Genomic DNA, 24389 nt, shown 5'->3' on the forward strand with positions numbered 1-24389 from the left:
CCCCCCGGGGCCTCCACCAGGCCCGCCGCCAAACCCTCCTCCGGAAGTCAGCACCTCCGGACTCTGAGTGCACGTGTTAATGCCCTTTCATATCGTTGCGCTGTTTCTGGCCATTGTGGTTACACCCTGGCTGATCAGTCGTCTTTTCCTCCAGAGGCATTCCTGGGGCATCATTCTGGCCGGTTGGGGCCCCGCCATGATTTCCATCAACGTGGTCATCCCCATCATCCTTCACCTACTGGTCATTCCCATCACTCCTGATTCGCTTTCCATTGCCCATGGCATCCTCGCAGGGCTCATAGGTTGCCTTTTCATATGCTTCAAACGCCCTGTCCCTGCGGAAATATGCGATGCCGCATCAAACCGCCTGTTCCTATCTGGCGCCGTTATCTTCGCGGTGTTGGTGCTGCCCCTGACCTACATCGCCGGGATTGATACCTATAAATGGCAGGATCTGGCGGGCAACATAGCCGTTGAACAGCGAATATCGTGGTTGATCCATCCCCTGTCCCTGCTCGGGTTCACCCCTCGCTCCTATTCAAGTGCACAACCCCTGGTGCTCGCCAGCATTCAAATACTGGGCCATACCGGGGTAGATTGGGGCTTCTATATCCTCTCTCTGGCCTTCGGGCTCACCGGTTTTTTCGGAGCTCGGACACTCGGACACCATTTGTTTAAAAACGAGTCTTCGGCTGTCTGGCTGGCCATTCTCTACATGTTCTCGCCCGTTTTCATGCGCTACAATTACTGGGCTACAGGACGTGGACTTTTACTGGCCTTACTACCTGTCTATCTTTTGATTATGCTCAAAATTGGCTACGCATCCTCCAGGTGGATGTCAGCGTCCCTGTCGGCATCTAATCGCGCCGGGGACGGCGCGATCCACCTAAGCGGATATCCAGACAATAATAAGACGGGTAATTTCGGGCTCATCCCTGCCTGGCTCTTAATGACAGGACTCATAATGATGTCCCATAAGGCGGGGGTGGTAGGCGCACTGCTCATTCCCGTCCTATTGCTCGTTTCCCCGGCGCTTGCTCTTCTGCGTGGACGATGGGGACTATGGCTTGCAGGTCTCCTCGTACTCGCCGCCAGCCTGCTTCTAACAAATGGTCAGCCTATCACACTCACCATCCGACTGCTCACCCGCTTCGGCTGGCTGCTGCCCTTGGCCCTTCTGGCCATCTCGACGGCTCCAGGCCGGCTCCTCACGCCGCCCTTCCGAACCATATTGGCCGCAGGAATGGGAACCCTTATTCTCTCCTGTACCCCTGACATGTATGGGGCTCTGCTGGCACTGCCATTCATGGCCTGTGCGGCAACCATCGGAATTGAAAAGATTAATTTAAACAGAAGCTCACGAAGACCACGAATGGGTGGATTAGTATTAATCCTCATCCCTGCGCTGGCTATTGTCCTCAACCAGATGCGGGATTCCCCCTCAGAATCCGTTTATCAGGCAGCGCAGTTTATTGAGCGACATGATCCCAGCGGGCCATTCCAGATTGAAGCTCCCGGCGCAGCACGCCACCAGATCCAGGCCTATGTCACAGGATGTCCCCGTTTCACGGTGCAGGCAGGTTCCGCGGCACAACTGGAAGTCCGTTCGCCTCCCCCATGGACCGGCAGGCCCGCACATGATGCCCACCTATGGATTAACTATCTGCGCATCATACTGGAGGTACGGGACGCCCACACCGACTGGTACGGCCAAGGAGACAAGGTATACTCTATCACCATCGATGGACTGGGAGCTACTCCGCCAAATGCCAAACTTCTGTTTACCTCCGGTAATGTGGCTGTGTTTGAGTAGTGGGCAGCACTGATTAAGATTAGGATTACAATCATGATTTATAAACACCTACTGAACCCCACAATAACGCGGCTCACGCAAGGTTCGCCAAAAGAAACATCGGTAAAATCGGGGTGTCAAATGCGGGTTATTACAAAGAAGCCATGTCCTTAGGCGAGGATTTTGAAAACGACAGGCCTACTACCGATTGTTGACCGGATCCGGTATAAGCGTTAATATTTAGGTATGGAAACAGAACGTTCCCTCCCTTAAGTTTGAATGTTTCCAAAGGTTACACGTCTATACCTTTAGAGATCGGATTGAGTTAATAATCGAAGAAACGAGTCATAAAATGAAAAAAATAATGAAACTATGTGGAGTGATGGTGGCCTTGGTAGTAGCTGGATCCACCACGATGGCCCAGCCTTATAGAGATTACCGGGACTCTCATGGTCGCGGCTATGACCGTGGGCACAGTTACCATGGTTATTCTGATGGAGGGCGGCATTACGGATATTATCGCAATTCCCACGGCGAGTTGATTTTTGGGCTAATCGGGCTGGGAGTTCTTGCGGCAGTGGTCTCCTCGGCAGATCGTCCTGTATACGTCCAGCAGCCTGTGGTGTATCGTGAAAACCCACAAGTTATTTATGTGCAGCAATCTGCGATGCCTGTCGTGGTTGAGCAACCCCAGGTCGTTTATATGCAGCAGCCAGCCCAGGTGGTTCAACAGCCGATCGCCATTCAACAGCCAGCCCAAGTGGAGTCGCCTCAACCCCTGACCACAACCGTTAATATCCAGAATTCAAATGGGTCGTTTACGCCTGTGACGCTTCGTCAAGTCGGAGCAAAGTGGGTCGGACCAAAAGGCGAATACTATGATGCCATTCCTACTGTGGGACAGTTGCGTCCGGTTTACGGTTTCTAAGGTAAGCAAAGATATCTAAGTCATGCAGCAGCCTGCCACTATTGCGACCATCGTAAAACGAAATGGTAATCTGGTCTCGTATGACAGGGAGCGGATTACCAATGCCATTTTTAAAGCCACCACTTCCACGGGCACCCCGGATCGTACTCTTGCGGAATCCCTGGCCGCGCAAGTTGAGAATACTCTGACAGAGGCTTATCACGGCGAGATGCTCCCTTCCGTCGAGGATATTCAGGACATTGTTGAGAAAACCCTGATTGAAAACCATCAAATCAAACTTGCCCATAACTACATCACCTATCGCAGCCAACGCGCCATGCGGCGGGCCACCAGGGCCTTTACGTTCGAGGTCACCGACAATATTCCCTACAAGAAGATCTACGAAGTCCTGCTCTGGAATATGGCCCATCGCTGTGAAAGCGTCGAAGCCTTGAATGAACACATCCAGAAAGGGTCATTTTCCGCCCTGGTTCGCGCCTCTGAAGATCGCTTTTCAGGGGAAATCCACCTCGCCAGCGAGGCCATCCTTGCCCGGGGCGACGCCACACGCTTAATCATTATCTCAGGCCCCTCTTCGTCGGGAAAAACCACCACCACCATCAAAATTGGTGAAGCCCTCAACACCGTGGGCAAGAAGCTCAAGGCCATCAATATCGATAACTATTTTTTCGACCTGGAGAAACACCCGCGCGACGAATTCGGTGACTACGATTACGAAACACCGCAAGCGCTGAATCTGGCACTAATCAATCACCATCTCGCTGAACTGCTGGCAGGCCGGACAATCAAGACGCCCTTTTACAATTTTAAAACCGGCAAAAGCACACTGAATGTCCAGGAAATGCATTTGGAAGACAACGAAATCCTCCTCTTGGACAGTCTGCACGGGCTTTATGGCGGAATGACAAAAGCCGTTCCGGCCTCCCATAAATTCCGACTTTATGTAGAAACTCTGGGTCAGCTGCGCGCCATGGATGGTACCTTTATGCGATGGGCGGATAACCGTCTACTCCGCCGCATGATCCGGGATAAGGCGCACAGGAATCTGCAACCCATGGGCACCCTGACACATTGGCATTACGTCCGGCGCAGTGAACTGAAATACATCATTCCGTTCATCGGCGAGGTGGACTTCCTCGTCAATACCGCCCTCCCCTTCGAATTGCCCCTATTGAAAGCCAGACTATGGGAATACCTGCCCCAGGCCATGACCTTGTTCCAGACAGATCCCCGCCGCCAGGACGCCTATGTCCGCGCCAAGCGGGTTCATGATCTGTTAGCTCCAATCGAGGCCGTGTCCCAGGATTCCATGGTGCCCGCCACATCCCTGTTGCGCGAGTTCATTGGGGGCAGCCAGTACAACTATTGAAAAACAATCTTACGGTTTCATCGCGTGGGTTTCTTCTTAGTGGCGGACGTGAGGGCGGCGGACTTCTCGTCAGGCAACGCGGCGAGGCGATACAGAACGGTGGGATCCAGCCCCAAAAAAACGAAAGCGCTTTCGTTTTTTCCGGCGAACCGCGCCACGCTCGTCGTTATCGATTTGCTCATCGTTTCTTCCTCGGGCCAATGTGACTCTTGACCTGCGGCGAGCGTGCGAGCCGTCGCGGTCGAAGAACTGGTTCGGCGATTATTGATTGTTTAGAAGGTTTCTGGCCCCATGAACTACGGCCAAGACATCGATCTGGTCGGCTTTGATGTGATAGATGATCCGGTATGGGCCTTCGATTACCTCCCGAATTTGTTCTAACCGGTATTCAGGAACGATTCTTCCGGACTGGGGAAATGTTGCGATTTGCTCTGATCGCCGAGTCAGGCGGTCCACCATGTGTCGAGCATATTCCGGAGAATTCTGAGCAATATAATTATTGATTCCGGCCAAATGATCCTGAGCCGTTTTCGTCCAGTGGACGTTCATTTCGGAAGTCCGTACTGTGCTCGCACTTCCCTGACTTCCAAGGTGCGCCCGGCTTTGCTGTCGGCAAGCCCCTGCTCAATGGCCTCGCGAACATAGATTTCATGAATCAAATCATCCCAAGTGGAGTTTTCGGGCATTTGATCAACTAAGCAGTGTGCTTTATCTTTTACTAGTGTGGCTGTCATACTTCCTCCCGACAACTTAAATAATACTAATAATGTTTTAATGATTCAATTTGTTTGTCTTGCCGAACGTTATATCTGTAAGCGATTACATTTCCTAGAGAAACCATAGTCACAGTCCAATTCCAAGGCAATACCAGAATTGATCGCCATCAACATGCATGCCGTTTGATCGATATGGCCTGAATTGGGTCACAACGCTGTAAATTCTTGCAACTTAACGGCCAGCAAACCAATACGGTTCTGCCCTCAAAGCACCCCAATTCAATGCACGCTCTTACGCCCCTCTACATTGCGTTTACTTTCCCCCGAAATTGGCCAGGATAAGTAAGCGCTTACAGAGCCGGATTTCGGAAGTGGATCACTCAAGCCTTCGCTCAACACCAGTTCGTCTTCTACAATCAAAATGTTCATCGGCTCAGGACTCCCTGACAACCTTCCCTAGAGCCTGAACCAGATAACGCAGAGCCGGTTCAGGGGTAATTAGGGGGGGCATGACGTAGATGACGGGTCCCAGGGGGCGCAGCAGAATCCCATTGGCGCGCAGGCGATCCCGAATTTGAATGGCGCGCAGGGTGCCGGTCCCCTGATGGTCGTCTTCAAGCTCAACGACCCCGATCATGCCCAGGCAGCGAATATTACGAACTCCGGGGATATCGGCGAGGAGTGCAAGTTCTTCGGCCAGAACCTTCGCCATGGCCGCAGCCTGCGCCACAATGCCCTCGGATTCATAAACCCGCAACGTGGCCACGGCAGCGGCCGCCGCGATGGGATTCCCGGCAAAGGTGTGACCATGATAAAAGGTGTGGTCTTCCGGCTGATCACGGAACGTTTCATAAATCGAGTCGCGCACCACGGCGGCACTGATGGGAAGATAACCGGCCGAAAGACTTTTTCCCATACAGACAATATCCGGCACAATGCCAGCATGCTCAAACGCAAACATTTTGCCCGTTCGCCCCATGCCGACCGCAATTTCGTCAGCAATCAACAGGACCCCTTCGCTCTTACAGATGTCCGCCAATGCTTTCAAATACTCAGCCGAGTGGATTCTCATACCGCCCGATCCCTGGCACATTGGCTCAACAATCATGGCCGCTACTTCATGGGCATGTTCTTTGACCAGCGTTCGTATCGTATCGATACACTCACGCACACAGGACTGTTCAGGGGCATGAAAGGCACAGGTCCCACAACAGGGTGACGGGGCTTGCAGAACGGGAAACAACGCGCTCTTGAACGGCTTGTGGAAAGCTTCCAGATAACCAACCGACACCGCGCCCAGCGTATCGCCGTGATAGGCAAAATCGAGTGACATAAACTTCGTCTTAAGGGGCTGGCCCATGTTGTACCAATATTGCAGGGCGATCTTGAGCGCCGCCTCCACCGCACAGGACCCATCACTGGCAAACATCACACGCCGGTCATCAGGAAACAACCCTACGATCATCGATGCCAGTTCTATGGCGCGGGGATGGGAAAGATTACCAAGAATACTGTGCTGAAGTTCGCGGGTCTGACGGATGATGGCCTCAATGACCGCCGGATGCCCGTGCCCGAGATTACAGGCCCACCATGAGGAGATGGCGTCCATATATTTCCGCCCTTCTGCATCATAGAGGTAAGCGCCCTCGCCATGGGTGATGATCGGCAGGGGGCCGGCTTTCAATGCTGAGAATCGCGTGTAAGGATGCCAGATACTTTGCCGATCCAAGGTCTGGTAGTGCTGTATGTCCTGATCATTTTGCATGATTACTCCTTGTGAAAGAGAATACCCGCTCAGGCTAAGAAATATCCGTCAAAGTTGCTCGTCAACAGGCCGGGTCTCCAACTTGTCAGGGGCGATCACCCCGCCGGAGATCAGCATCTTAAAAGCCTCTTCCACGGTGAGGTCGGTCATCCGAACCTCGCGCGCGGGCACCAGATGCAAAAAGCCAGACGTAGGGAGGGGCGACATGGGAATAAAAATACGGCACCATTTCTCACCCGTCTCATCCGTGGTCACACCCGATAGAAAGCCGATCACCTTGACACCGGGGCGCGGATACTCAATGACCACCACCGACTTGAACGTTTTCCGATTGGGCACGGAAACGGCATCCACCACCTGCTTGGCTGCTGAATAAATGGCCTTGATAATGGGAATTTTCAGAATGAAAGACTCGCCCCAACTCAGGAAACGCTGCCCCACCACACGTCCCGCTACAATCCCCACCAGCAGCACCAACAGAACGAAGGCGAGGATGGAAATCACCAACTCGACCCATTGCGGCACCTGCATCGGCAGTAGACTTACAAGCGGCTGAAGCACGGAAGCCATAGCATGAAAGATAGCCACCACGACCACATACGTCACCCATAACGGCACCAGTACAAACAGACCGGAGATCAGTTGATTCCTCAGAAATCGCTGAAAACTCTGTTTTTCAGAAGACATGATCGTTACATCCTTAACAGTTCATTGATAGAGGCAGCGGCACGACGCCCCTCCCCCATGGCCAGAATCACGGTGGCAGCACCCAGTACAATGTCGCCCCCCGCAAATACACGATCCAGCGAAGTCTTGCCATTATCGTCCACAATGATATTGCCCCACTTGGTAGTTTGCAGGCCTTCGGTGGTGCGCGGAATCAAGGGATTGGAGTCATTACCAATGGCTATAATCACCGTTCCAATGTCACGGACAAACTCACTTCCTTTGATTTCCACGGGCCGGCGGCGGCCGGACGCATCCGGTTCCCCCAATTCATAGCGCAGACACTCCATGCCTGTGACGCAACCGTTAGCATCACCGATCAGCCGTTTGGCATTTTCAAGAAGATGGAAGATGACTCCCTCCTCCTTGGCGTGCGCAATCTCCTCAACACGCGCGGGCATTTCAACTTCGGTCCTGCGATAGATCACATGCACTTCGTCGGCCCCCAGACGCACGGCGGTACGCGCCGCATCCATGGCGACGTTCCCACCGCCCAGAACCGCTACTTTCCCCGTTCGGTAAATAGGGGTATCGGCCCGCTCAAAGTCATAGGCCTTCATCAGGTTCGCCCGTGTCAAATATTCATTGGCAGAAAACACCCCAACAAAGTTTTCACCCTCCATATTCATGAATTTAGGCAAACCTGCGCCTGTCCCGATAAAAACCGCATCAAAACCATCCTCATCAAGCAACGCACGCAACTTCCGCGTCCGCCCGATGACAAAGTTGGTTTGAAGTTCCACGCCCATACGGGTCAAGGAATCAAACTCCGCCTGAACAATCCGCTTGGGCAACCTGAACTCCGGAATGCCGTACACCAAAACGCCGCCGGGCTTATGGAACGCCTCAAACATCACCACGTGATGCCCTTCACGACGAACATCCGCCGCCACAGTAATGCTCGCGGGCCCCGTCCCGATCACCGCCACTTTTTTGCCGGTTTCCGGCTTGATAACCGGGGGCTTGGCCCGACCGGTCTCACGCTCAAGATCCGCCACAAAACGCTCCACACGCCCGATCGAAACCGCCTTATCCACACTCTTCAGCGCCTTGCCAACCGTGCAATTTTCCTGACATTGGACTTCCTGAGGGCATACCCGTCCGCAAACCGATGGCAGCAGACTGCTCTGCTTGATGATATCACAGGCACTCTCGAAATCCGCATTTGCCGCCGCCTTGAGAAAACCGGGAATATCAATCCGCACGGGACACCCCTGAATACAGGGAGCATTTTTACACTGCAGACAGCGCATGGATTCCAATTGCGCCTGTTCGGGCGTATATCCATTTGCTACTTCCTGAACATTCCGCCTCCGCACGGCAGGATCCTGTGTCGGCATTTCCTGCGCGGAAATGCCTATCCGGTCACGCGGGGTCAACGGCGTGGTCCGCTTCCTGATCGCATCCAATTCCTTGGAGGCCGCTTCGGCCAACGCTTCCGGGGAGGTATGACTCATGACTCGCTCTGCTCCTTCTGACGAATTTCTGCTTCAAGGTGACATTTATGATGGGCCTGTTCCTCCACCTTTCGATACGCCTTCAAGCGTTGCATCAGGTTAGTAAAGTCCACCAGATGACCGTCAAACTCCGGGCCATCAACACATGTAAATTTTGTTTGCCCTCCAACCGACACCCGGCAACCGCCACACATTCCGGTTCCATCAATCATGATGGTATTGAGAGAGACCACGGTGTGGACGTTAAACGGGCGGGTCGTTTCGGCACAGAACTTCATCATGATAGGCGGCCCGATCGCCACGGCCAGATCCGGCTTCGGTACCCGCTCGCATACTTCCTTCAGTGGCTCAGTCACCAACCCTTTGCGCCCATACGAACCATCATCCGTACAAACAATAAATTCATCCGCCAGCGTCCGCATCTCCTCTTCCATAATGATAAGGCTACGGTTTCGGGCACCAATGATGATGATGATCTTATTCCCCGCCGCCTTCATCCCTTTGACGATGGGATGCAAGGGAGCCACACCGATACCGCCGCCCACACAGACAACCGTCCCGAATTTCTCAATATGTGTTGGCTGTCCTAAAGGCCCTAAAACACTCTGCACTGATTCACCCACCTGTTTATCGGCCAGATTATGGGTGGTCTTGCCTACCGCCTGGAAAATGATGGTAATCGACCCCTCAACAGGGTCAGCATCGGCAATCGTCAGGGGAATTCGCTCGCCAAACTCGTTATCGAGCTGAAGGATAACAAATTGTCCGGGCAAGCGTTCACGCGCAATATGCGGCGTGGTAAGCCGCATCATAAACACATCATCAGACAACTGTTTCTTGGCTAATATTCTATTCACAATTCGTCCTTCCCTGAATCGCTAAATGGCCTTCAAATATGCCATTCAGCACCACGCTTGTACAAGAACAATACACGGAGACGCCGGCGCTACTTTACTTTTCCACTGGAACCACGATCCCGCGCATGATGATCTTTTGGCAAAAGACAAAGACGAACATTGTGGGAATGGACGCAAAGATCAGGGAGGCAAACACAACGCCTTGTCCACTAGATGTTTGCAACTGGTACAGCCAGGGCATGATTGTCCACATGCGTTCGTCCTGACACAACAGCAAAGCCATCATGAAGTTGGTATAGGCTGCGGTAAACGCCCCCAGCGCAGTTACAGCCAGGATCGGAGTGCTCAACCACATCGTAATCTGCCAGAAAAGACGGAACTCCCCTGCCCCATCCAGTTGGGCACACTCATAGAGCTCTCTCGGCAACGAATCAAAGAAGCCCTTCAGAAGGAAAATCGTATAACCATTCACCAGCCCCGGCAAAACCAGCGCCGCAAATGTGTTCAACAAATGGAACTCGCGCAGCATTAAGAATACAGGAATTTGGGTCACCATCGGCGGAAATGCCATGGTCATCATTAGAAACAGAAGGATCTTATAGGTGGACTTCGGTTTGTAGCGGCTCAACGCATAGGCCGCCAGCGGATTAAATATCAACGCGCATAGCACCGCCAACCCGCAATAGATGAACGTATTTAAAACAGCCCGCCCATGCCGTACCACATAATCAGTGACAGTCCGGAAGTTTCGAGTCAGAAACTCCATCCTGAGTGCGCCCGTTTTTGCCTTGAATGCAAGATAGTGAAACTCCTGCTGCGGAGGCAGAATAGCCCGGAGCGATGCCGCAGATAACGGATTAAACCCGGCCCTCTCCTGCAACCAATCCCGGAACCGGAACTCAACGGTATCGAGACAAAGCGCTTCGGCAGGGAGAATAAAAAAGACGCCTGTGGCCGGGTCGCGCCAGCCCTGCAAATAGGACTCCCAATCGGACAACGCCACACCTTCAGCAGGAGGTTGCGCAGAAAAAGGAATCTGGTCAAAACCTGAATATGCGCTCCCATATCTGCGGTTCAGCGTGGCCACCTCTCCGTATTTGGCCCGTAAATAAGCCCGATAATCAGGTGTCGCCGAGGCATCAGCCCGGATCCAGACCAGACTCAGAATGCCCCTGACGAATCGCTCCCAATCATCCCGCTCCAGTTGTGAATAGAGATCAGGATCCGGGAGTCGACGCTCCAGATGAATCTGACCCCAATCAGTGTAGGTCGTACCATGCGCACGGTTATAATAAGCGATATCCCGAGTGAATTGGTTCTTTAAGTACCCCTCCTTGAAGAAGCCTTCGACGTTGTAATAGACACGATTCTCCGGCGGCTGCTGCCGGGTAAAGTCGTTGAGGGCGACATCGAATGGCCGGCTCCCCATTTTAACGCGCCGCTCAAGCCCGTTATTGGGAAGCACAAAAAAAGCATTCCAACCGGAGAAAGTTGTACCCATGGCCGAATTGAGCCGGGCAATGTCATTCGTATATACCTGTTCCATCTGGCATTTAAAGGCCCGGAGCCCGGCAGGTATGGACCCGCGCGATTGCGGCGCCGCCAGATACCCGAGCCCATACATGAAGGAGGGCAGATCTTCTGTCAGAAGAAATTCACGCCAATCGTTAACGAGTGCGGGAGATGCATTCGTCACGGGTAACGTCAATTTCTGGAATGTGGGGGCCTCACTGCTGTAAACCCAGCGCATTTGATTAAGCGATTCATTGAATAGCCCCTCTACATGCTTCTGATAGAGCGCCGCATCATCACGAAGAAATGCGGGAATAACATTCTGATCGGCCGCATCGACGGATGATTTTGAGGACCCGGCCAGCATCAACAGAAAGGGATACACCATGGACACCGCTCCCGCCAGCAAGAGCAAATACATCAACCCGACCAATAGTCGGGTCTTCCAGTGTCGGCGTCCTATGGAGGATATGATTGGCATCTTGAGTATCTCAGAAAAGGAAGTTTGCCGTTGTTAATCCGACAATAAAAATACAGCTTATCAAAGCGTAAAGATTCACCACCCGCTTCGCTTGAGGCACAGAGACACCGAGAAGAAAAGAGAATGTTGCGGGAATTGCAGGTCCGGAGTACCTGACCTGAAATTCCCGCAACCCTTTCTGGAGTAATTCAAGAGACAGAGGAGGTGTGTAACGACTCTTCTCGTGCCCTGAGCCTGTCGAAGGGCCCTCCATGCACTCCTTCAGAAAACCGTGGCGTTTATTCTGGCCATGGGTACTCCCATGGGCGGAATAAACGCCACATTTGAATTCTTCGGCATTCGTAGCCTTGGCGGAGTAGGCTCTGTGTCTCCGTGTCTCAAGCGAAGCGGGTGGTAGATTGATTTGGATGGGGGTCTGCGTTTTCATGACGTGGTGCGGAATTCTACACGAGCCAGCAACTTTAGTTGTTGCACGGTAAAGCCGATAAGAATTACCCCGAGCATCCAGGCGGCGGCGGTGGCAGGACCAAATTGTAAAAATGTAAAGGCCTTGTACCAGATGTGGAGGCCAGCGACCTCGGTATTGGCGGCCCCGCCCGTCATGACCAGAATATTCCCGGTAGCACTGTAAAATGAGGCGATAAAAGCCCCGACAAAATTAATCAGGATCAAAGGCTTCAACATGGGGAAAACAACAAACAGAATCTTATCCACAAACGTGGCCCCATCCACATCGGCAGCCTCGTATAAATCATCAGGGATCCCTTTCAAGGCCGCCAGGTAAATCAGGCAACCGGGGCCCATCCCCGCCCATATCATGGGGATAACACAGGAAAGCATCGCCGTATCCGGATCAGCCAGCCAATGATAGGCCTCTGCCGTATGCTGAAACAGCCGAGTCGAAAGATGCCCCAATGCCACCCCGAGCGGCTCGCCACCGGGAAAAAGAATCGGCAATGCCAGACGACTTACGGTCGCGCCCAGCAACAGGCCCACCCCGATAAACATCCCCGCCGCCCAACGCATGTCATTCAGCCAGAGTCGGCGGGCAAAAAGCAAAGAAACGCCTAGCAGCGCCACTCCTACGACCAGAAACCCGATCGCCGGCATCTGCAGCACGACGGCATTGAGCGCTCCATGCTCCGAAGGGTCAAAAAACTCTTTCCAAAGCAACATCGCGACAATGCCTGCCACCACCGCGGGCAGATAATAAATCAATCGAAACACGATTTTCAGACGGGGAATTTCCTGGAGAAAAATGGCCAGCAGAATGGGGGGAATAAATGTCAGCAACAACACCAGAAAGCTATAACGGAATGAGTTAAAAAGTGCCTGCCACCAGAACCCGTCAAAAAGAACATCCCCGAAATTATCCAGGCCGACCCATACTGAATCCCCCACCAGGCGATAGTCTTGAAAGGCCATGAGTGACCCCCACCCCAGTGGCACATAATGCCAAAGAATCAGTGTCAGGAGGGCTGGAAAAAGCAGAAGCCCCATCCAAAGGCCATTCCTGCGCCGCCGGGAAACCCCTGTCCCAATTCGTCCCTTAGGGCATGAAGCAGTCACGTTTTGATCATGATTGGGCGCTGAAAAGAATTTGAACAGAAGTCGCAAAGGCCGCAAAGGGGTAATGGATACGCTTCGCGGAAGACCATGGTTTTGAATCCCAAAATATTTTGTATGGCTACTGCGTTCTCGCAGTAGCCACCTTTGCGATCTTTGCGCCTTCTGTTCAAACTCTGCTTGTGTCCGTCTATGTCGAGGAAGAGGTGCAGGCAAGGTTTTTCCTGTGGAAAACACACGCACTACGCTGAAAAATCCATAGGCAAAGACTCCCACCATCAGCACCATCATCACGGCGGCAACACTCCGGCGGATCAGGCGCTCACGCGGCGTGACAATACCCATCATCAGGTCATTCGCCCGGATCACCCCCTTGTGCAAAATGCCTTGCAAGACTTCAATCCTGCGGGAATGTTCCGGCGGCAGTTTATCCCTGAGCGCCAGGGTCTCGGCGTATTGAAGCGGCAGGGTCATCATTTCATAGGCCAGATTGCTATTACCGCCATAGGGCTCGGGCTTTCCGGTCTCCATGGCGATATCGAAAGTTTTGGCCCACCCCGGCGGAGACAGCCGCTCGATCTCCGGATAACCAAATAACTTCAAGTATTTCGGATTAATGAATCGCCCCAGGCCGCTTTCCACCAACACACGCGTTTTGATGGCCATCGCCGCCCGCCCGTCAAAGAAACGCATATATTCCCAGGCGGCGTCCCGCACGGACGGATCCTTGATGCCGGAAAACAACCCCATCATCATGCTGTTCAATTCCGTACCCCGGACGCCAGTCGGCCCCGCAGGAATCGGAACCATTCCTGTTACATCCGGATTGATGGTGGCCATCAATTTCTCATCAATATAAGCAAACCACATCCCGATCTGCCCCCGTTCCTGACGGGCCGTAAAATCGCCGGAATCCTTACAGGAATAGCCCCGGCGTATCACACCCTTGGCATCCACCCATTTTTCGGCACTTAACCGGAGATAAAAATCCAGGGCTTCCGCCGCCTCAATGGAATCGAAAGCGCATTTCCATTGGCTGGTGGCTTCATCCAAGACCACTGCTTCACCACCAAAGGACCACAGCATGGGCAGCCAGTAGTGGGCTTCATGCTTGCCCCGCACCAGAAAGAACCCATAGGTGCCAGCCTCAGGATCGGTCAGCTTTTTCGCCGCCTCCATAATGTCATCCATGTTCCAGTTGACCGTCGGATACGGAAGCCGTTTGGCATCGAACAGATCCTTGCGAAACATGAGCACGTTCCCCATGGCGCCACCATAGGGCAAGGCCCAGACATGAGTTCCCCCGGGACCGGGGCGGCGGATCACCGGCCATAGTTTGGAGTTAATTCGGAAGTCCTGCGCCTCCTTGTCCATGGCGGAGAGATAGCCATCTTCGGGACGATCCAGGGGATACAGGAAACGGTTCTGGATATAGGTTTCCGATTTACGGAAATTAACATACAGGACGTCAGGTGCCAGACCTCCGGCGATGGCGAGCAGGTCGACCTCGACCCCTTTGACATTGATCCCGGTGAAACGTTCCAGTTCAACGCTCACCTGATCCCAGTTATGGCGGCCATATTTGGCGGGGTTGGCCTGATAGCGATCGCGGTATTTGGCAGCGAAGAGGCTGGGGAAATCCTGTTTAAAGGCGTCTACCGCAGCCACCCCGGCCCGACTGGCAGCATCGGAACTGGCGGGATCAGGCAGATCGAACAGTTTAACGTGAAGAACGGTTCGCCCATCACGATCCTCCACCCAACCGGCGTGTGAAAGGAGGGGAAGAAGCAGGAGAAGGAGAAAAGGGGAAAAGCCCCTCACCCTAGCCCTCTCCTTCAAGGGGAGAGGGAAGCCGTGACCCGCTCTGCTTCCTCTCCCCTTTGAGGAGAGGATTGAGGTGAGGGGTATTGGCCTGCTCGGCTGCATAGTTCGTGGTTAGACATTGAACAAGAATTCGATCACATCACCATCTTGTACTTCGTATTCCTTGCCCTCGACCCGCAGCAGGCCTTTGGCCCGGCAGGCGGCTTCCCCGCCATGTTCGATGAAATCCTTATAGGCAATCACCTGAGCCCGGATAAAGCCCCGCTCAAAGTCCGTATGAATGACGCCAGCCGCCTGTGGCGCCTTCCAGCCCCGGTGAATGGTCCAGGCGCGAACTTCATCCGGGCCAGCCGTCAGAAAACTGACCAACCCCAATGCATGATAGCCGGTGTGGACAATCTGATCGAGGCCACTTTCAACGACCTTATATTCCTTCAGGAACTCGACCCGCTCCTCCTCACTCATCCCGTTAAGATCCTCTTCCATCTTGGCGCAAATCTTGACAGCCTCACAGCCCCGCTTCGCGGCGTGGTCACGCGCATACCGCACAAAATCATTATCCTCCTGCAGCCCCGCCTCATCGACGTTGCAACAGTAAATCATCTTCTTATCCGTCAGGAGCGGACATTCTTTAAACATCAGAACGGCCGCATCGGTTTTATGATCCTCAAACTCAACAGCCATTTTACCGGCACCGAGATGTTCCAATAACAGCTTGGAAATATCCAATGAGGCCTGAACGCTCTTATCGCCCCGAACCTGTTTACCCAGCCTGGCTACACGGTTTTCGACAGCCTGATAATCGGCCAGAATCAGTTCCGTCTCAATGACACCAATGTCGCGGGAAGGATCCACGGCGCCGTCAACATGCACAATATTTTCGTCATTGAAGCAGCGGACCACATGAAGCAGGGCATCCGTCTCACGAATATTCATGAGGAACTTATTCCCCAACCCCTCTCCTTGACTGGCGCCCTTGACCAGGCCGGCGATATCAACAAAATCTACCGTGGCATAGATAATTTTCTTTGGATGACAGATTTTGGCAAGCACCGCCAGCCGCGGATCGGGCACCGGCACCACCGCCTTGTTCGGTTCAATGGTGCAAAACGGATAATTTGCGCTTTCGGCATTTTGTGCCCGAGTCAGCGCGTTGAAAATCGTGGACTTACCGACATTCGGAAGCCCGACTATACCAATGCTTAATCCCATATTGTTCTCCCAAAAAGCCCGATACCATAGCAGGTTTTCCGCATAATGAATCTATTTCTTCACTGAAAACCGGTAAATGATGATGTTTGAAAATGTCTGGCCGGGCTTTAGAACAGTGCTCGGGAATGCTGGCTGATTGGGGGAATCAGGGTAGTGCTGAGGCTCAAAGCAAAGGCCATTGCGGGGCCTATATACCCAGCCACCTTTCCCCACAAGAGATCCATCCAGAAAATTGCCTGTGTAGAACTGAGTGGCCGGCTCGGTCGTCAGCACTTCCATAACCCTGCCTGACACCGGTTCTACCACCGTTGCGGCCAGCCCCAGCTTTCCCGCAGGCTTATTCAAAATCCAATTATGATCATAGCCGCCACCGTATTTGATCTGCTGATCATTACTGTTGATCCGGGCACCTATTGTTTCAGGCTTTCTGAAATCGAAAGGAGTTCCTGCAACCAGGCGCAATTCCCCGGTCGGGATCAGGGCTTGGTTGACTGGAGTGAAGACATCAGAATGAAGGGTTACCACATGATCCAAAACATCACCCTTACAGGCCAAATTGAAATACGAATGATGCGTAAGGTTCACGACCGTGTCCTGATCAGTCTCGGCCGTATACTCCAAGACCAATGCGTTCTCCTCAGTGAGAGTATAAACGGCGGTGACGGACAACGTTCCCGGGAACCCTTCCTCGCCATCCTTGCTGACATAGTTAAGGGTAAGTGCCGGCCCATTAGCCGTCATTTTCGTGGTTGCCCCCCAGACCACCTTGTCGAACCCCTTGAGGCCGCCATGGAGCGAATTCGGCGCATTATTGGCAGCCAGGGTGTAGATCTTGCCATTAAGTGAAAATTTGCCATCGGCAATCCGGTTCCCATACCGGCCAATCAAACAGCCGAAGTAGGGGCTTTTGGTGAGATAGTCATCAAGGTTGTCGAATCCAAGAACCACATCCCCCATCACCCCCATCCGGTCAGGAACCTTGAGAGAGAGGACAATACCGCCATAATTAAGAATGCGCGCTTCAACGCCTGACTTGTTAGTGAGGGTAAAGACATTGACCTCACGGTCATCCGCTAATTTTCCAAAAACTTCGGCTTTAATGGCCATCTTTAAATTCCTTTTTGATTGGCTAACTATGACTGGGAAGGTAGCAATTCTCGAGTCTTTTGACAAAGTGAAGAATATTACAGGAAGATTTGATTGAGCCCGAAAAGGATCAAGGCACATGCAAAAATTCCAAGGTGGCAGCCGACATCCCTGGCGGCTGTACTCGGCGACAGGAAAGAAAATGCGTTCGCCGCGGACGTCGAACGCCACCCTATAAAGCCTTGTTAAAAACTCTTTATTGACGAAATGAGCAGAAGCGGACAAGGTTATGGGCTGGCGATAATGCCACCTGAAAATTTGATATGGTTGACCCAATTTCTGAAAAATTAAAAACGAATGGAACTCCGCTGACGGACGCCGAAGTGAAGCGGGGACTGCGGATAAATATCATTGCCGGCTGTCTGGGAAATACCTGGGCCAATATAGCAGGCGGCATGCCGTTAACCATGCTGATGAACGCCATTGGATCAAACGGCGTTATGATCGGGCTTACCTCCACAGTGGGACAGTTAGCCATGGTCCTGCAAGTCTTCTCAGCCCTTGTGGCCGAGCGTCTTCCGGCACGCAAGCCCTACTGGGCCACGCTGGTGCTACTGCATCGCCTGCTATGGTTTATCCCGGCCCTCTTGCCGCTCTTCGTTCCTCCCGGCACCCCCTGGATGGCCGCCGCCGTTGTGACCGTGGTGGCCATCAGTGCCGTCTTGGCGCAGATGGGCTCAGCCCCCTGGTGGAGTTGGATGGCCGAATTGGTTCCGCCCCAATCACGTGCCAGTTTCTGGGGCACACGTCACAGTCTGGTATCAATTTTTGGTCTGCTTGGCATGATCGCAGCCGGCTGGGCCCTAGACTTATTCAATGATCCCACTCAACCGCGCCGCGTGCTTAACGGATTCGCCATTGTTTTCAGCGTGGCCGCCTGTCTCGGTGTTGCCGACATCCTGGTACATCTGGGAGTGCCGGAACCCAAACCCGGTGGCACCATCTCCCGGGGCAACCTATTGGAACGATTCATTCAACCACTCAAAAACCGGGATTTCTTATGGCTGACACTTTCCATGGGAATCTGGACATTCAGTGTCGGCCTGATCGCCCAGCTTGGATTTGTCTACCTGAATCGCGTCTATCATATCGGTTATAGCGCCATGTCGGCACTGGTGATCAGCGGCATGATCGGGGCCTCCATCGCTGGCTTCCTCTGGAGCTATGTGATGGATCGCGTGGGGGCTCGCAATTTCGGTGCGGTCATGATGATTATCGCCCCCGCCTTGGGCGCAGGGTGGTTCTTCATGCTCGACATTCCTGTCACCATTCATCTTCCGTTTCTGGCACCGTTTTCGCTGCCACAACCCCTCCTGATCCTTCTGGTCGCGAACATTTTCGGAGGCCTTTTCTACTCCGGCGTCGGCTTGTCCCAGCTCAGTCTGATCGCCGCATTGATGCCGGCTAATGGCCGAACCATGGCCATGGCCGTACACTGGAGCGCCGTTGGCGCACTGGGTGCGCTCGGCCCCCTGGTGGCGGGCAAGGTGATGGACTGGATGAACGCGCATCCCTGCCACTGGATTATGCCCACCGGCACCGCCTTCGGGTTTTACCATGTCCTGATTATTCTGCAGGTTGCCCTCGTCTGGCTGGTGGCTGTACGCATGTTGCTGGCCGTGAAACTGCTGAAGGGCGAAATGACATTCCGCACGGCCCTGGCGAGCATGCAGGTGGGAAACCCCCTGCGTATGATCGCTGGCACCTATAATGTCGTCACCATGTTAAGCTCCACCACCAGCGATGGCCGCGCAGATGCGGTGAGAAAACTGGGCGAGGATCGCTTCCGGATTGCGGTACGCGACCTGATTGAAAAACTGGATGACCCCTCATCCGAGGTGCGTGAGGAAGCGGCCATGGCCCTCGGCCGCATTGGGGGCCCCGATGCGATCGAGGCACTCGTGCAAAAACTGGACGACCCCCACATTGACCTGATTCCCCAAATTGCCCGCGCACTCCGCCAAACCCATGACCGTTCCAGCGTGGACGCCCTGATCCGCCGCCTCAGGGATGGGGATCGCGAAACGGTTTCTGAAACAGCACGTACCTTGGGCGAAATCGGAGATGCTCGGGCCTCCGAGCCCCTCCTCCAGGTACTTCAGGAAAGCCATGACTCCAAAATTATTTCCGCCTCCAGTGAAGCACTAGCCAAACTTGGCGAAATGGCGGCCATTTACGAAATCCTCCCCCGCCTTCAGCAGACAGCCAATCCTGTCCTCAAACGTTCCCTGGCCGTAGCGGTAGCGGATTTGATCGGCGAACCGGGCGAATTCTACCGCATTCTGATCCGGGAACAACGGAACCGCGGAGCTGAAGTCGAACAACTGCTGGGAAAATTACGCGCCTTGATTGAGTCTGCGACAAGGGTTCGCATGCAGGATCAAGGTCGGGCATTGATTGAAAAAACGCATCAAATTGAGCAAGCCTATACTGCGGGAAAACTTGCAGGCCTCGAAGACAGCCTGTTCGATTTATCCATCGGGTTGGCCGCACTACACTACGGGGTTAAATTTGGAGGGGACACGGAGGCTTTTGTCGAAACTCTCATCTGGCACGATTCCCGATTCGGAGTCGGAGTCTGGTACCTGGAGTTGATGCGGGAATTACCCAGCACATTTTGTCCCGATGATACAGATGCCCTGCTGGGTATCTATATCCAATCCCTCTGGGTGATCACATGAGAAGCAAACGGTGGTGGTGGATGGCCGTAGTCGCCATTTCCTGCATCGCACTCCTGCTCCGCCTGAATGGGCTTTTCCGGGGATTAACCTGCGATTACATCTTTCATCCTGATGCGCCCAAGCAGGTTGCCGCCCTGGGGAATTTTTTACAGGGTCATTACGTCTGGTATGTCGGCAGTTTGTTCTATGATGGCTATCCGCTGGGGCTCAATCATTTCGACGAACTCCTCCTGCGAGGGCTCATTTTGATCCGAGACACCTGCGCCGCTCTTGTTTCCCCGGAGGCCTCCCCTCTTGTGCAGCCGGACAAACTGACGTTGTATTATTGGGCCCTGAGCCTCCGAGTCCTCTACAGTCTGTGCTGTCTGGCGCTTCTGTTCAGACTAACCTTCCGGCTTTTGCACAACCGCTGGCTCGCATTTGCTGCGCTGTCGTTGGCAGGCATCGCCCCTCTGGCCAATGTCGTAAGCCATTCCGCAACCGGTGATATCGGGGTGGATCTCTTCGCGCTCATCAGTATTTCCTGTCTCAGCGCTTATGCACAACGCTCTCGTAAAATCTGGCTTCTTTGGGCTGGACTGGCCACAGGACTGGCCTTCTCCTGCAAATATCAGGGAGCTCTCGCCGGCATCGCCATTGGCCTCTTCATCCTTCTTGAATTCGCAACTGATCGTCATATTTTGAAAGTGCTGACTTCCCTCAGCCTTTCCATCAGTGGTATCGCTATCGGGATCCTGCTGGGAACGCCCGCTGCCTTTATTAGATGGGGCCGAACCTGGGAGAATATGCGGGCAAATTTCGAATTCATCCAGCAATACAATGTCAGCCCGGAATTTATGGCACAGCCGTTAAGTACACGGCTCCTATCCTGTTTAACCGGAAACACACCCACCATTGTCAGCGCCCTGGGCTGGACGATTACCCTGCTGGCATTCCTGGGCCTGATTTTCGTTATTGTTGACCAGCACGGGGTCGACGCGTCAAGCCGCGTCGATGAAAAGCGGCGTCAAGCCGCCGCACTCCAAAAGGGGAGGATACTCATCCTCGCTCTCCTCGCCTTCCCGTTTCTGGCGCTACTTATCTCCATCGTCGGGAAACCTGAAGTTCAGCCATTTCATTTTTCCTACCTGCAGCCTGTCCTGATCTTCGGTGCAGTTTATGCCTTGCAAAACCTGTGGCAGAAGGGGTTTCGTTACAAAATCCTCGCTGCTATTCTGTTTATGACAGCCTTTGCCGAATCCGCCCATATCGCCCGGCGGGAGGCTTTTTTCTGGGGACGTGGCGATAATCTTCACTGGGCGCAACACCTGGCGGGGGAAACCTTCAATGAGTCTCTCGCATCACCGCTTGGGGCCCCTGGCATCATCAAAACCATTTACCTTGAGCCCGGCGGACTGGCTGTTTTCCGGAATAGAGCAGCAACCGTCGCCGCGCCTAACGCTGATTTCTGGAATCAGATCCATATCGCCTCCATCCCTGGTGTCCCTCTTTCAATGGATCAAGATTGGCTATTCCCCAATGGGCCGGTTTTCCCCCGTAATGACCGTAGTTTTAAAATCCAAAAAAACTCGCAGGCTACCCGTCACGTTGTGTTGTATTCCGCACCTAAGCCGCTCAAGTTCGGGCTACGGTCCGGTTCCTGGCCTGTACAAATCAACCTCTCCTATGGTGGCGAGAAACATAGGGTGACCCTCAGCGCCCATTCCCAAACGGTCATCACCCTCACCCCGAGTCAGTGGCGACGCAGCCCTGGTAATCCAGAGATACCTGATGGTTGCTTTCTGATCCCACTTGAGATTCAGTCCATGGGTGGGAACGCCTGGGCGACGATTCTGATGGATGAGCGCGAAACCCGCGTCTTCAATTTCTATGGGGGGATGATTCAAGACCGTGCGCGGCTAAACCCGTCGGATATTCCAACATCTCAACAAAGCGAAGCCCTCAAAAGCATGCGCTACCTGGACGGAGAAGCATCGGCTAAGCTTCTCCCTGACGACGCCCAGGGCTATCGCTTTCCGGAGGAAGGCATCGCTTTAGCCTGCGGGCCCTATCTGCTTGAATGCGTCATTCAGTGCCAGACCCCGACAGCCGAGCTGGCCTTGAAGCTGGATGATTTCCACAAATGTCAGGAGTTGACGCCCTTTGAAACCACCCATCATCTGGAGTTCGGGTATCAGGTGGTTACCTCTCGCTTTACCAAGGCCTTTGCCCCATATGAAGCTCAACTTGAGATCAAGGCCCTGAGCGGTCAATGCCAACTGCTGAATTGGAGACTCATTCCTGATGTCACACAAATCCAGAAAGATCTCAAAAACTGGTCAGAGGGCGGGGTTCAACCATCTTGGTTAAGCCAAGGGCAAGGGACTAATGCCCCTGCCCCATTCTGGAATAAGGTCCCCATCACCTTTGATGGCATCATCCACCTATCCCGACTGATTATCCCTGCCACGATTTCAAAACGGGAAACCGTGCTGATCAACTGCGAAATGGGAGTCGACAATTTCAGAACCCCACATCTGGACGATATCGTATTTTTCATCCACCTCTTAAATGACCAGGGACACACGGTGCATACCTTCAACTTCCCGCTTTGGCAAACTTTCGCCCTCGGCTCACTGAATATCCCGTTCCGGTTTCAGCCCCCCACCCAACTACCTCCAGGCGAGTACGAACTGCAACTTGGTATGTACAATGCACGAATCGAAAAGCGACTCGCAATTGAGGGAGAAGGTTTGTCCAAAAGAGAGCGCCAGAAGCGTCACCACGTCTTTGGCCGCATCACGCTGACGGAATGACACGTTCAAGTAAGGGACTCCCTCTTCAATGTGGGAGGCGCAGTCCCCTGCGGCGACTCTTTCGAGCCTGTCGCGGCACGGAGTGCCCCTCCCACATTGGGCTCCGCTCCTCCCCATTGCAGTAAGGCTACACCCTGAAAGCTCCTAAAGACTTAAGCACTAGCAGGATATGTCCTGAAGCGATCATGATGGCGACATGGTTTTTGGTGAACCTATTCTGCCGGATATGCCAGGTAAGCAGGCGACGCAAAACGACCAGATCCGCTTCTTTAAGTAAGGCAGGGTCTCTGACATAGGTCATGGCTTCCGTCTCCCAGTTCTCCCAATCGAACCGGACAACGAACCCATTTTTATAGCAGGCATCCATGAAACGGGAGACCAACTTCATAAAGTCTTCGTCCGGCCAATTATCCTCATCAACAGGAATCTGTCCGGCTGGGCAGAAGGATGGATCTTCAAAGACAGGAATGAAATCCAGCAGGTTTGCCAGCTGTTGAGCTTCAATCCCCTCAGATTCTTTAATGGAACAAGTTTTCATATATATTTATCCAAACCACAAAAATATGCGGGCTAAAGCCCCGCGAAAAACTTCCGGCTAAAGCCGGTACTCTGACCCAGCATATCCTCGTCAGAGTACCGGCTTTAGCCGGAAGTTCTTCGCGACCTTGAGGTCGCGGCTTTCATCAGATAGCCTACCCAAAGTTTGCATCAGTTGACTTGACGACAGTTGTCCTGGGGCACTTGGCACGTCTAGGTAACCATACGCAAGACAGGCCCCTAAGGTCGGAAAAAGAGTTCTCGTTTTGGTACCCATGCTCCCCATACCGAGAATACAGATAGGCCGCACAGTGGTGATCTCAAGAAGCTTTTGCAAGGTCTCCACATCGGCCTCATCATTGATCATGGTCGTTATTTTGGGAATCGCATTCGGAATGGCCAAAATCTCATCCCGAATTCTTTTCAATTCAGCATAATCAGGGGTTTCTTGAAAATTATGCGAAGAGACGACCACACATTTCCCGAGTTCCGTAGCCTGCCGACAGAGTGGCACACAAAGTTCGCTGGCGAACTCTACGTCAATACAGGAGAGACTGTTCAGTGCAGCGTAGAGAAAGGGCCATCGCTCAGCATCAGGATTGACCCAGTTCCCCCCTTCAGAGGCTAACCGAAGGGTCAGCAGAACCGGAACCCCGGCCGCCTCAATTGCCTGGCACTCTCCCAGCCACCCCGGAGTATCCGTTCCAATCTGATCTAGTCTGACTTCCACCACATTACAGGGGTAATCAGCAACACGACGTGCAGAAGGAAGGGAACTTCTCGAAGAAAGTGTTCCCACTACGAGTGGAGGGGTTCCAAGAGCCAGTTTTCCGATGTGGTAAGCCGTCATATCGAATCAGCCATGGATCGTGGTCGCCTCTCCATTTCGGTAAAAAATTTATCCAATTCACTACTTACGTTCATGCTGGAATACTGCCATGATCAAAGTATCTAAGCAACCATTTCTAAGCAGGGCAGACGCATCTAAATTGCAGGATTTCTGGCCATTTTGGCTCAATCTGACG

General features: G+C 53.3%; 19 protein-coding genes. 5 read left to right on the plus strand and 14 right to left on the minus strand.

The annotated features are described in order from the left end of the window. The first annotated feature begins 79 nt into the window (after positions 1 to 79). The 3 genes from WCI03_11585 (at position 80) to WCI03_11595 (ending at position 4089) form a co-directional block, all read left to right on the plus strand. Positions 80 to 1813, plus strand: a complete 1734-nt coding sequence (locus WCI03_11585) for a hypothetical protein (GenBank protein ID MEI8140493.1) — start codon at positions 80 to 82, stop codon at positions 1811 to 1813. A gap of 331 nt (positions 1814 to 2144) precedes the next feature. After that, positions 2145 to 2720, plus strand: a complete 576-nt coding sequence (locus tag WCI03_11590) for a hypothetical protein (protein MEI8140494.1) — start codon at positions 2145 to 2147, stop codon at positions 2718 to 2720. Between the two features lie 22 nt (positions 2721 to 2742). Beyond that, positions 2743 to 4089 (plus strand): ATP cone domain-containing protein, encoded by a 1347-nt coding sequence (locus WCI03_11595; GenBank protein ID MEI8140495.1) that lies wholly within the window; start codon positions 2743 to 2745, stop codon positions 4087 to 4089. A 17-nt stretch (positions 4090 to 4106) separates the two neighbouring features. Here the strand turns inward: WCI03_11595 and WCI03_11600 are convergent, their stop codons facing one another. The 12 genes from WCI03_11600 to WCI03_11655 form a co-directional block, all read right to left on the minus strand. Further along, positions 4107 to 4271, minus strand: coding sequence for a hypothetical protein (locus WCI03_11600; protein ID MEI8140496.1), 165 nt, complete (start codon positions 4269 to 4271; stop codon positions 4107 to 4109). A gap of 79 nt (positions 4272 to 4350) precedes the next feature. Further along, the gene (locus WCI03_11605) at positions 4351 to 4638 is read right to left on the minus strand and encodes a type II toxin-antitoxin system RelE/ParE family toxin (protein ID MEI8140497.1); all 288 of its coding nucleotides are present in this window, start codon (positions 4636 to 4638) and stop codon (positions 4351 to 4353) included. Then, positions 4635 to 4823: a hypothetical protein gene (locus tag WCI03_11610; protein ID MEI8140498.1), complete on the minus strand. Its 189-nt coding sequence runs from the start codon at positions 4821 to 4823 to the stop codon at positions 4635 to 4637. Before WCI03_11610 ends, WCI03_11605 begins: the two co-directional genes overlap by 4 nt. A gap of 415 nt (positions 4824 to 5238) precedes the next feature. Then, positions 5239 to 6570, minus strand: coding sequence for an adenosylmethionine--8-amino-7-oxononanoate transaminase (gene bioA, locus WCI03_11615; protein ID MEI8140499.1), 1332 nt, complete (start codon positions 6568 to 6570; stop codon positions 5239 to 5241). Between the two features lie 48 nt (positions 6571 to 6618). Further along, positions 6619 to 7257 (minus strand): DUF502 domain-containing protein, encoded by a 639-nt coding sequence (locus WCI03_11620; GenBank protein ID MEI8140500.1) that lies wholly within the window; start codon positions 7255 to 7257, stop codon positions 6619 to 6621. 5 nt (positions 7258 to 7262) lie between these two features. Continuing rightward, complete coding sequence (gltA, locus tag WCI03_11625) at positions 7263 to 8753, minus strand: NADPH-dependent glutamate synthase (protein MEI8140501.1); 1491 nt, start codon at positions 8751 to 8753, stop codon at positions 7263 to 7265. Continuing rightward, the gene (locus WCI03_11630; protein ID MEI8140502.1) at positions 8750 to 9610 is read right to left on the minus strand and encodes a sulfide/dihydroorotate dehydrogenase-like FAD/NAD-binding protein; all 861 of its coding nucleotides are present in this window, start codon (positions 9608 to 9610) and stop codon (positions 8750 to 8752) included. The genes gltA and WCI03_11630 overlap by 4 nt, the downstream gene beginning before the upstream one ends. A 94-nt stretch (positions 9611 to 9704) precedes the next feature. Then, the gene (locus WCI03_11635) at positions 9705 to 11603 is read right to left on the minus strand and encodes an ABC transporter permease subunit (protein MEI8140503.1); all 1899 of its coding nucleotides are present in this window, start codon (positions 11601 to 11603) and stop codon (positions 9705 to 9707) included. Positions 11604 to 11613: 10 nt separating this feature from the next. Continuing rightward, positions 11614 to 12030: a hypothetical protein gene (locus WCI03_11640; GenBank protein ID MEI8140504.1), complete on the minus strand. Its 417-nt coding sequence runs from the start codon at positions 12028 to 12030 to the stop codon at positions 11614 to 11616. Then, entirely contained in the window at positions 12027 to 14990 is a 2964-nt protein-coding gene (locus WCI03_11645; GenBank protein ID MEI8140505.1) for an extracellular solute-binding protein, read from the minus strand. Before WCI03_11645 ends, WCI03_11640 begins: the two co-directional genes overlap by 4 nt. Before the next feature lie 114 nt (positions 14991 to 15104). After that, complete coding sequence (ychF, locus tag WCI03_11650; GenBank protein ID MEI8140506.1) at positions 15105 to 16205, minus strand: redox-regulated ATPase YchF; 1101 nt, start codon at positions 16203 to 16205, stop codon at positions 15105 to 15107. Positions 16206 to 16256: 51 nt separating this feature from the next. Continuing rightward, complete coding sequence (locus tag WCI03_11655; GenBank protein ID MEI8140507.1) at positions 16257 to 17312, minus strand: aldose epimerase family protein; 1056 nt, start codon at positions 17310 to 17312, stop codon at positions 16257 to 16259. Positions 17313 to 17614: 302 nt separating this feature from the next. Here WCI03_11655 and WCI03_11660 point away from each other — a divergent pair, with 302 nt between their 5' ends. After that, positions 17615 to 20032: an MFS transporter gene (locus WCI03_11660; protein MEI8140508.1), complete on the plus strand. Its 2418-nt coding sequence runs from the start codon at positions 17615 to 17617 to the stop codon at positions 20030 to 20032. Further along, entirely contained in the window at positions 20029 to 22827 is a 2799-nt protein-coding gene (locus tag WCI03_11665; protein ID MEI8140509.1) for a glycosyltransferase family 39 protein, read from the plus strand. The genes WCI03_11660 and WCI03_11665 overlap by 4 nt, the downstream gene beginning before the upstream one ends. A gap of 127 nt (positions 22828 to 22954) precedes the next feature. Here WCI03_11665 and WCI03_11670 read toward each other — a convergent pair whose 3' ends face one another. Continuing rightward, complete coding sequence (locus tag WCI03_11670) at positions 22955 to 23365, minus strand: DUF6508 domain-containing protein (protein ID MEI8140510.1); 411 nt, start codon at positions 23363 to 23365, stop codon at positions 22955 to 22957. A 90-nt stretch (positions 23366 to 23455) separates the two neighbouring features. Next, a complete protein-coding gene (locus WCI03_11675; GenBank protein ID MEI8140511.1) occupies positions 23456 to 24214 on the minus strand; it encodes a type I 3-dehydroquinate dehydratase in 759 nt (252 codons plus the stop codon). Positions 24215 to 24389 lie beyond the last annotated feature (175 nt).

The sequence above is a fragment of the bacterium genome (assembly GCA_037143175.1).
Taxonomy (GTDB): Bacteria; Verrucomicrobiota; Kiritimatiellia; order CAIKKV01; family CAITUY01; genus JAABPW01.

What these genes read in the sequence shown, in the direction of transcription:
- WCI03_11595 (MEI8140495.1), top strand. Translation starts at nt 2,743, where the DNA reads ATGCAGCAGCCTGCCACTATTGCGACCATCGTAAAACGAAATGGTAAT.
- WCI03_11620 (MEI8140500.1), bottom strand. Translation starts at nt 7,257, where the DNA reads ATGTCTTCTGAAAAACAGAGTTTTCAGCGATTTCTGAGGAATCAACTG.
- WCI03_11605 (MEI8140497.1), bottom strand. Translation starts at nt 4,638, where the DNA reads ATGAACGTCCACTGGACGAAAACGGCTCAGGATCATTTGGCCGGAATC.
- WCI03_11670 (MEI8140510.1), bottom strand. Translation starts at nt 23,365, where the DNA reads ATGAAAACTTGTTCCATTAAAGAATCTGAGGGGATTGAAGCTCAACAG.
- WCI03_11655 (MEI8140507.1), bottom strand. Translation starts at nt 17,312, where the DNA reads ATGGCCATTAAAGCCGAAGTTTTTGGAAAATTAGCGGATGACCGTGAG.
- WCI03_11590 (MEI8140494.1), top strand. Translation starts at nt 2,145, where the DNA reads ATGAAAAAAATAATGAAACTATGTGGAGTGATGGTGGCCTTGGTAGTA.
- ychF (MEI8140506.1), bottom strand. Translation starts at nt 16,205, where the DNA reads ATGGGATTAAGCATTGGTATAGTCGGGCTTCCGAATGTCGGTAAGTCC.
- WCI03_11640 (MEI8140504.1), bottom strand. Translation starts at nt 12,030, where the DNA reads ATGAAAACGCAGACCCCCATCCAAATCAATCTACCACCCGCTTCGCTT.
- WCI03_11610 (MEI8140498.1), bottom strand. Translation starts at nt 4,823, where the DNA reads ATGACAGCCACACTAGTAAAAGATAAAGCACACTGCTTAGTTGATCAA.
- WCI03_11600 (MEI8140496.1), bottom strand. Translation starts at nt 4,271, where the DNA reads ATGAGCAAATCGATAACGACGAGCGTGGCGCGGTTCGCCGGAAAAAAC.
- bioA (MEI8140499.1), bottom strand. Translation starts at nt 6,570, where the DNA reads ATGCAAAATGATCAGGACATACAGCACTACCAGACCTTGGATCGGCAA.
- WCI03_11660 (MEI8140508.1), top strand. Translation starts at nt 17,615, where the DNA reads ATGGTTGACCCAATTTCTGAAAAATTAAAAACGAATGGAACTCCGCTG.
- WCI03_11665 (MEI8140509.1), top strand. Translation starts at nt 20,029, where the DNA reads ATGAGAAGCAAACGGTGGTGGTGGATGGCCGTAGTCGCCATTTCCTGC.
- WCI03_11635 (MEI8140503.1), bottom strand. Translation starts at nt 11,603, where the DNA reads ATGCCAATCATATCCTCCATAGGACGCCGACACTGGAAGACCCGACTA.
- gltA (MEI8140501.1), bottom strand. Translation starts at nt 8,753, where the DNA reads ATGAGTCATACCTCCCCGGAAGCGTTGGCCGAAGCGGCCTCCAAGGAA.
- WCI03_11675 (MEI8140511.1), bottom strand. Translation starts at nt 24,214, where the DNA reads ATGACGGCTTACCACATCGGAAAACTGGCTCTTGGAACCCCTCCACTC.
- WCI03_11585 (MEI8140493.1), top strand. Translation starts at nt 80, where the DNA reads ATGCCCTTTCATATCGTTGCGCTGTTTCTGGCCATTGTGGTTACACCC.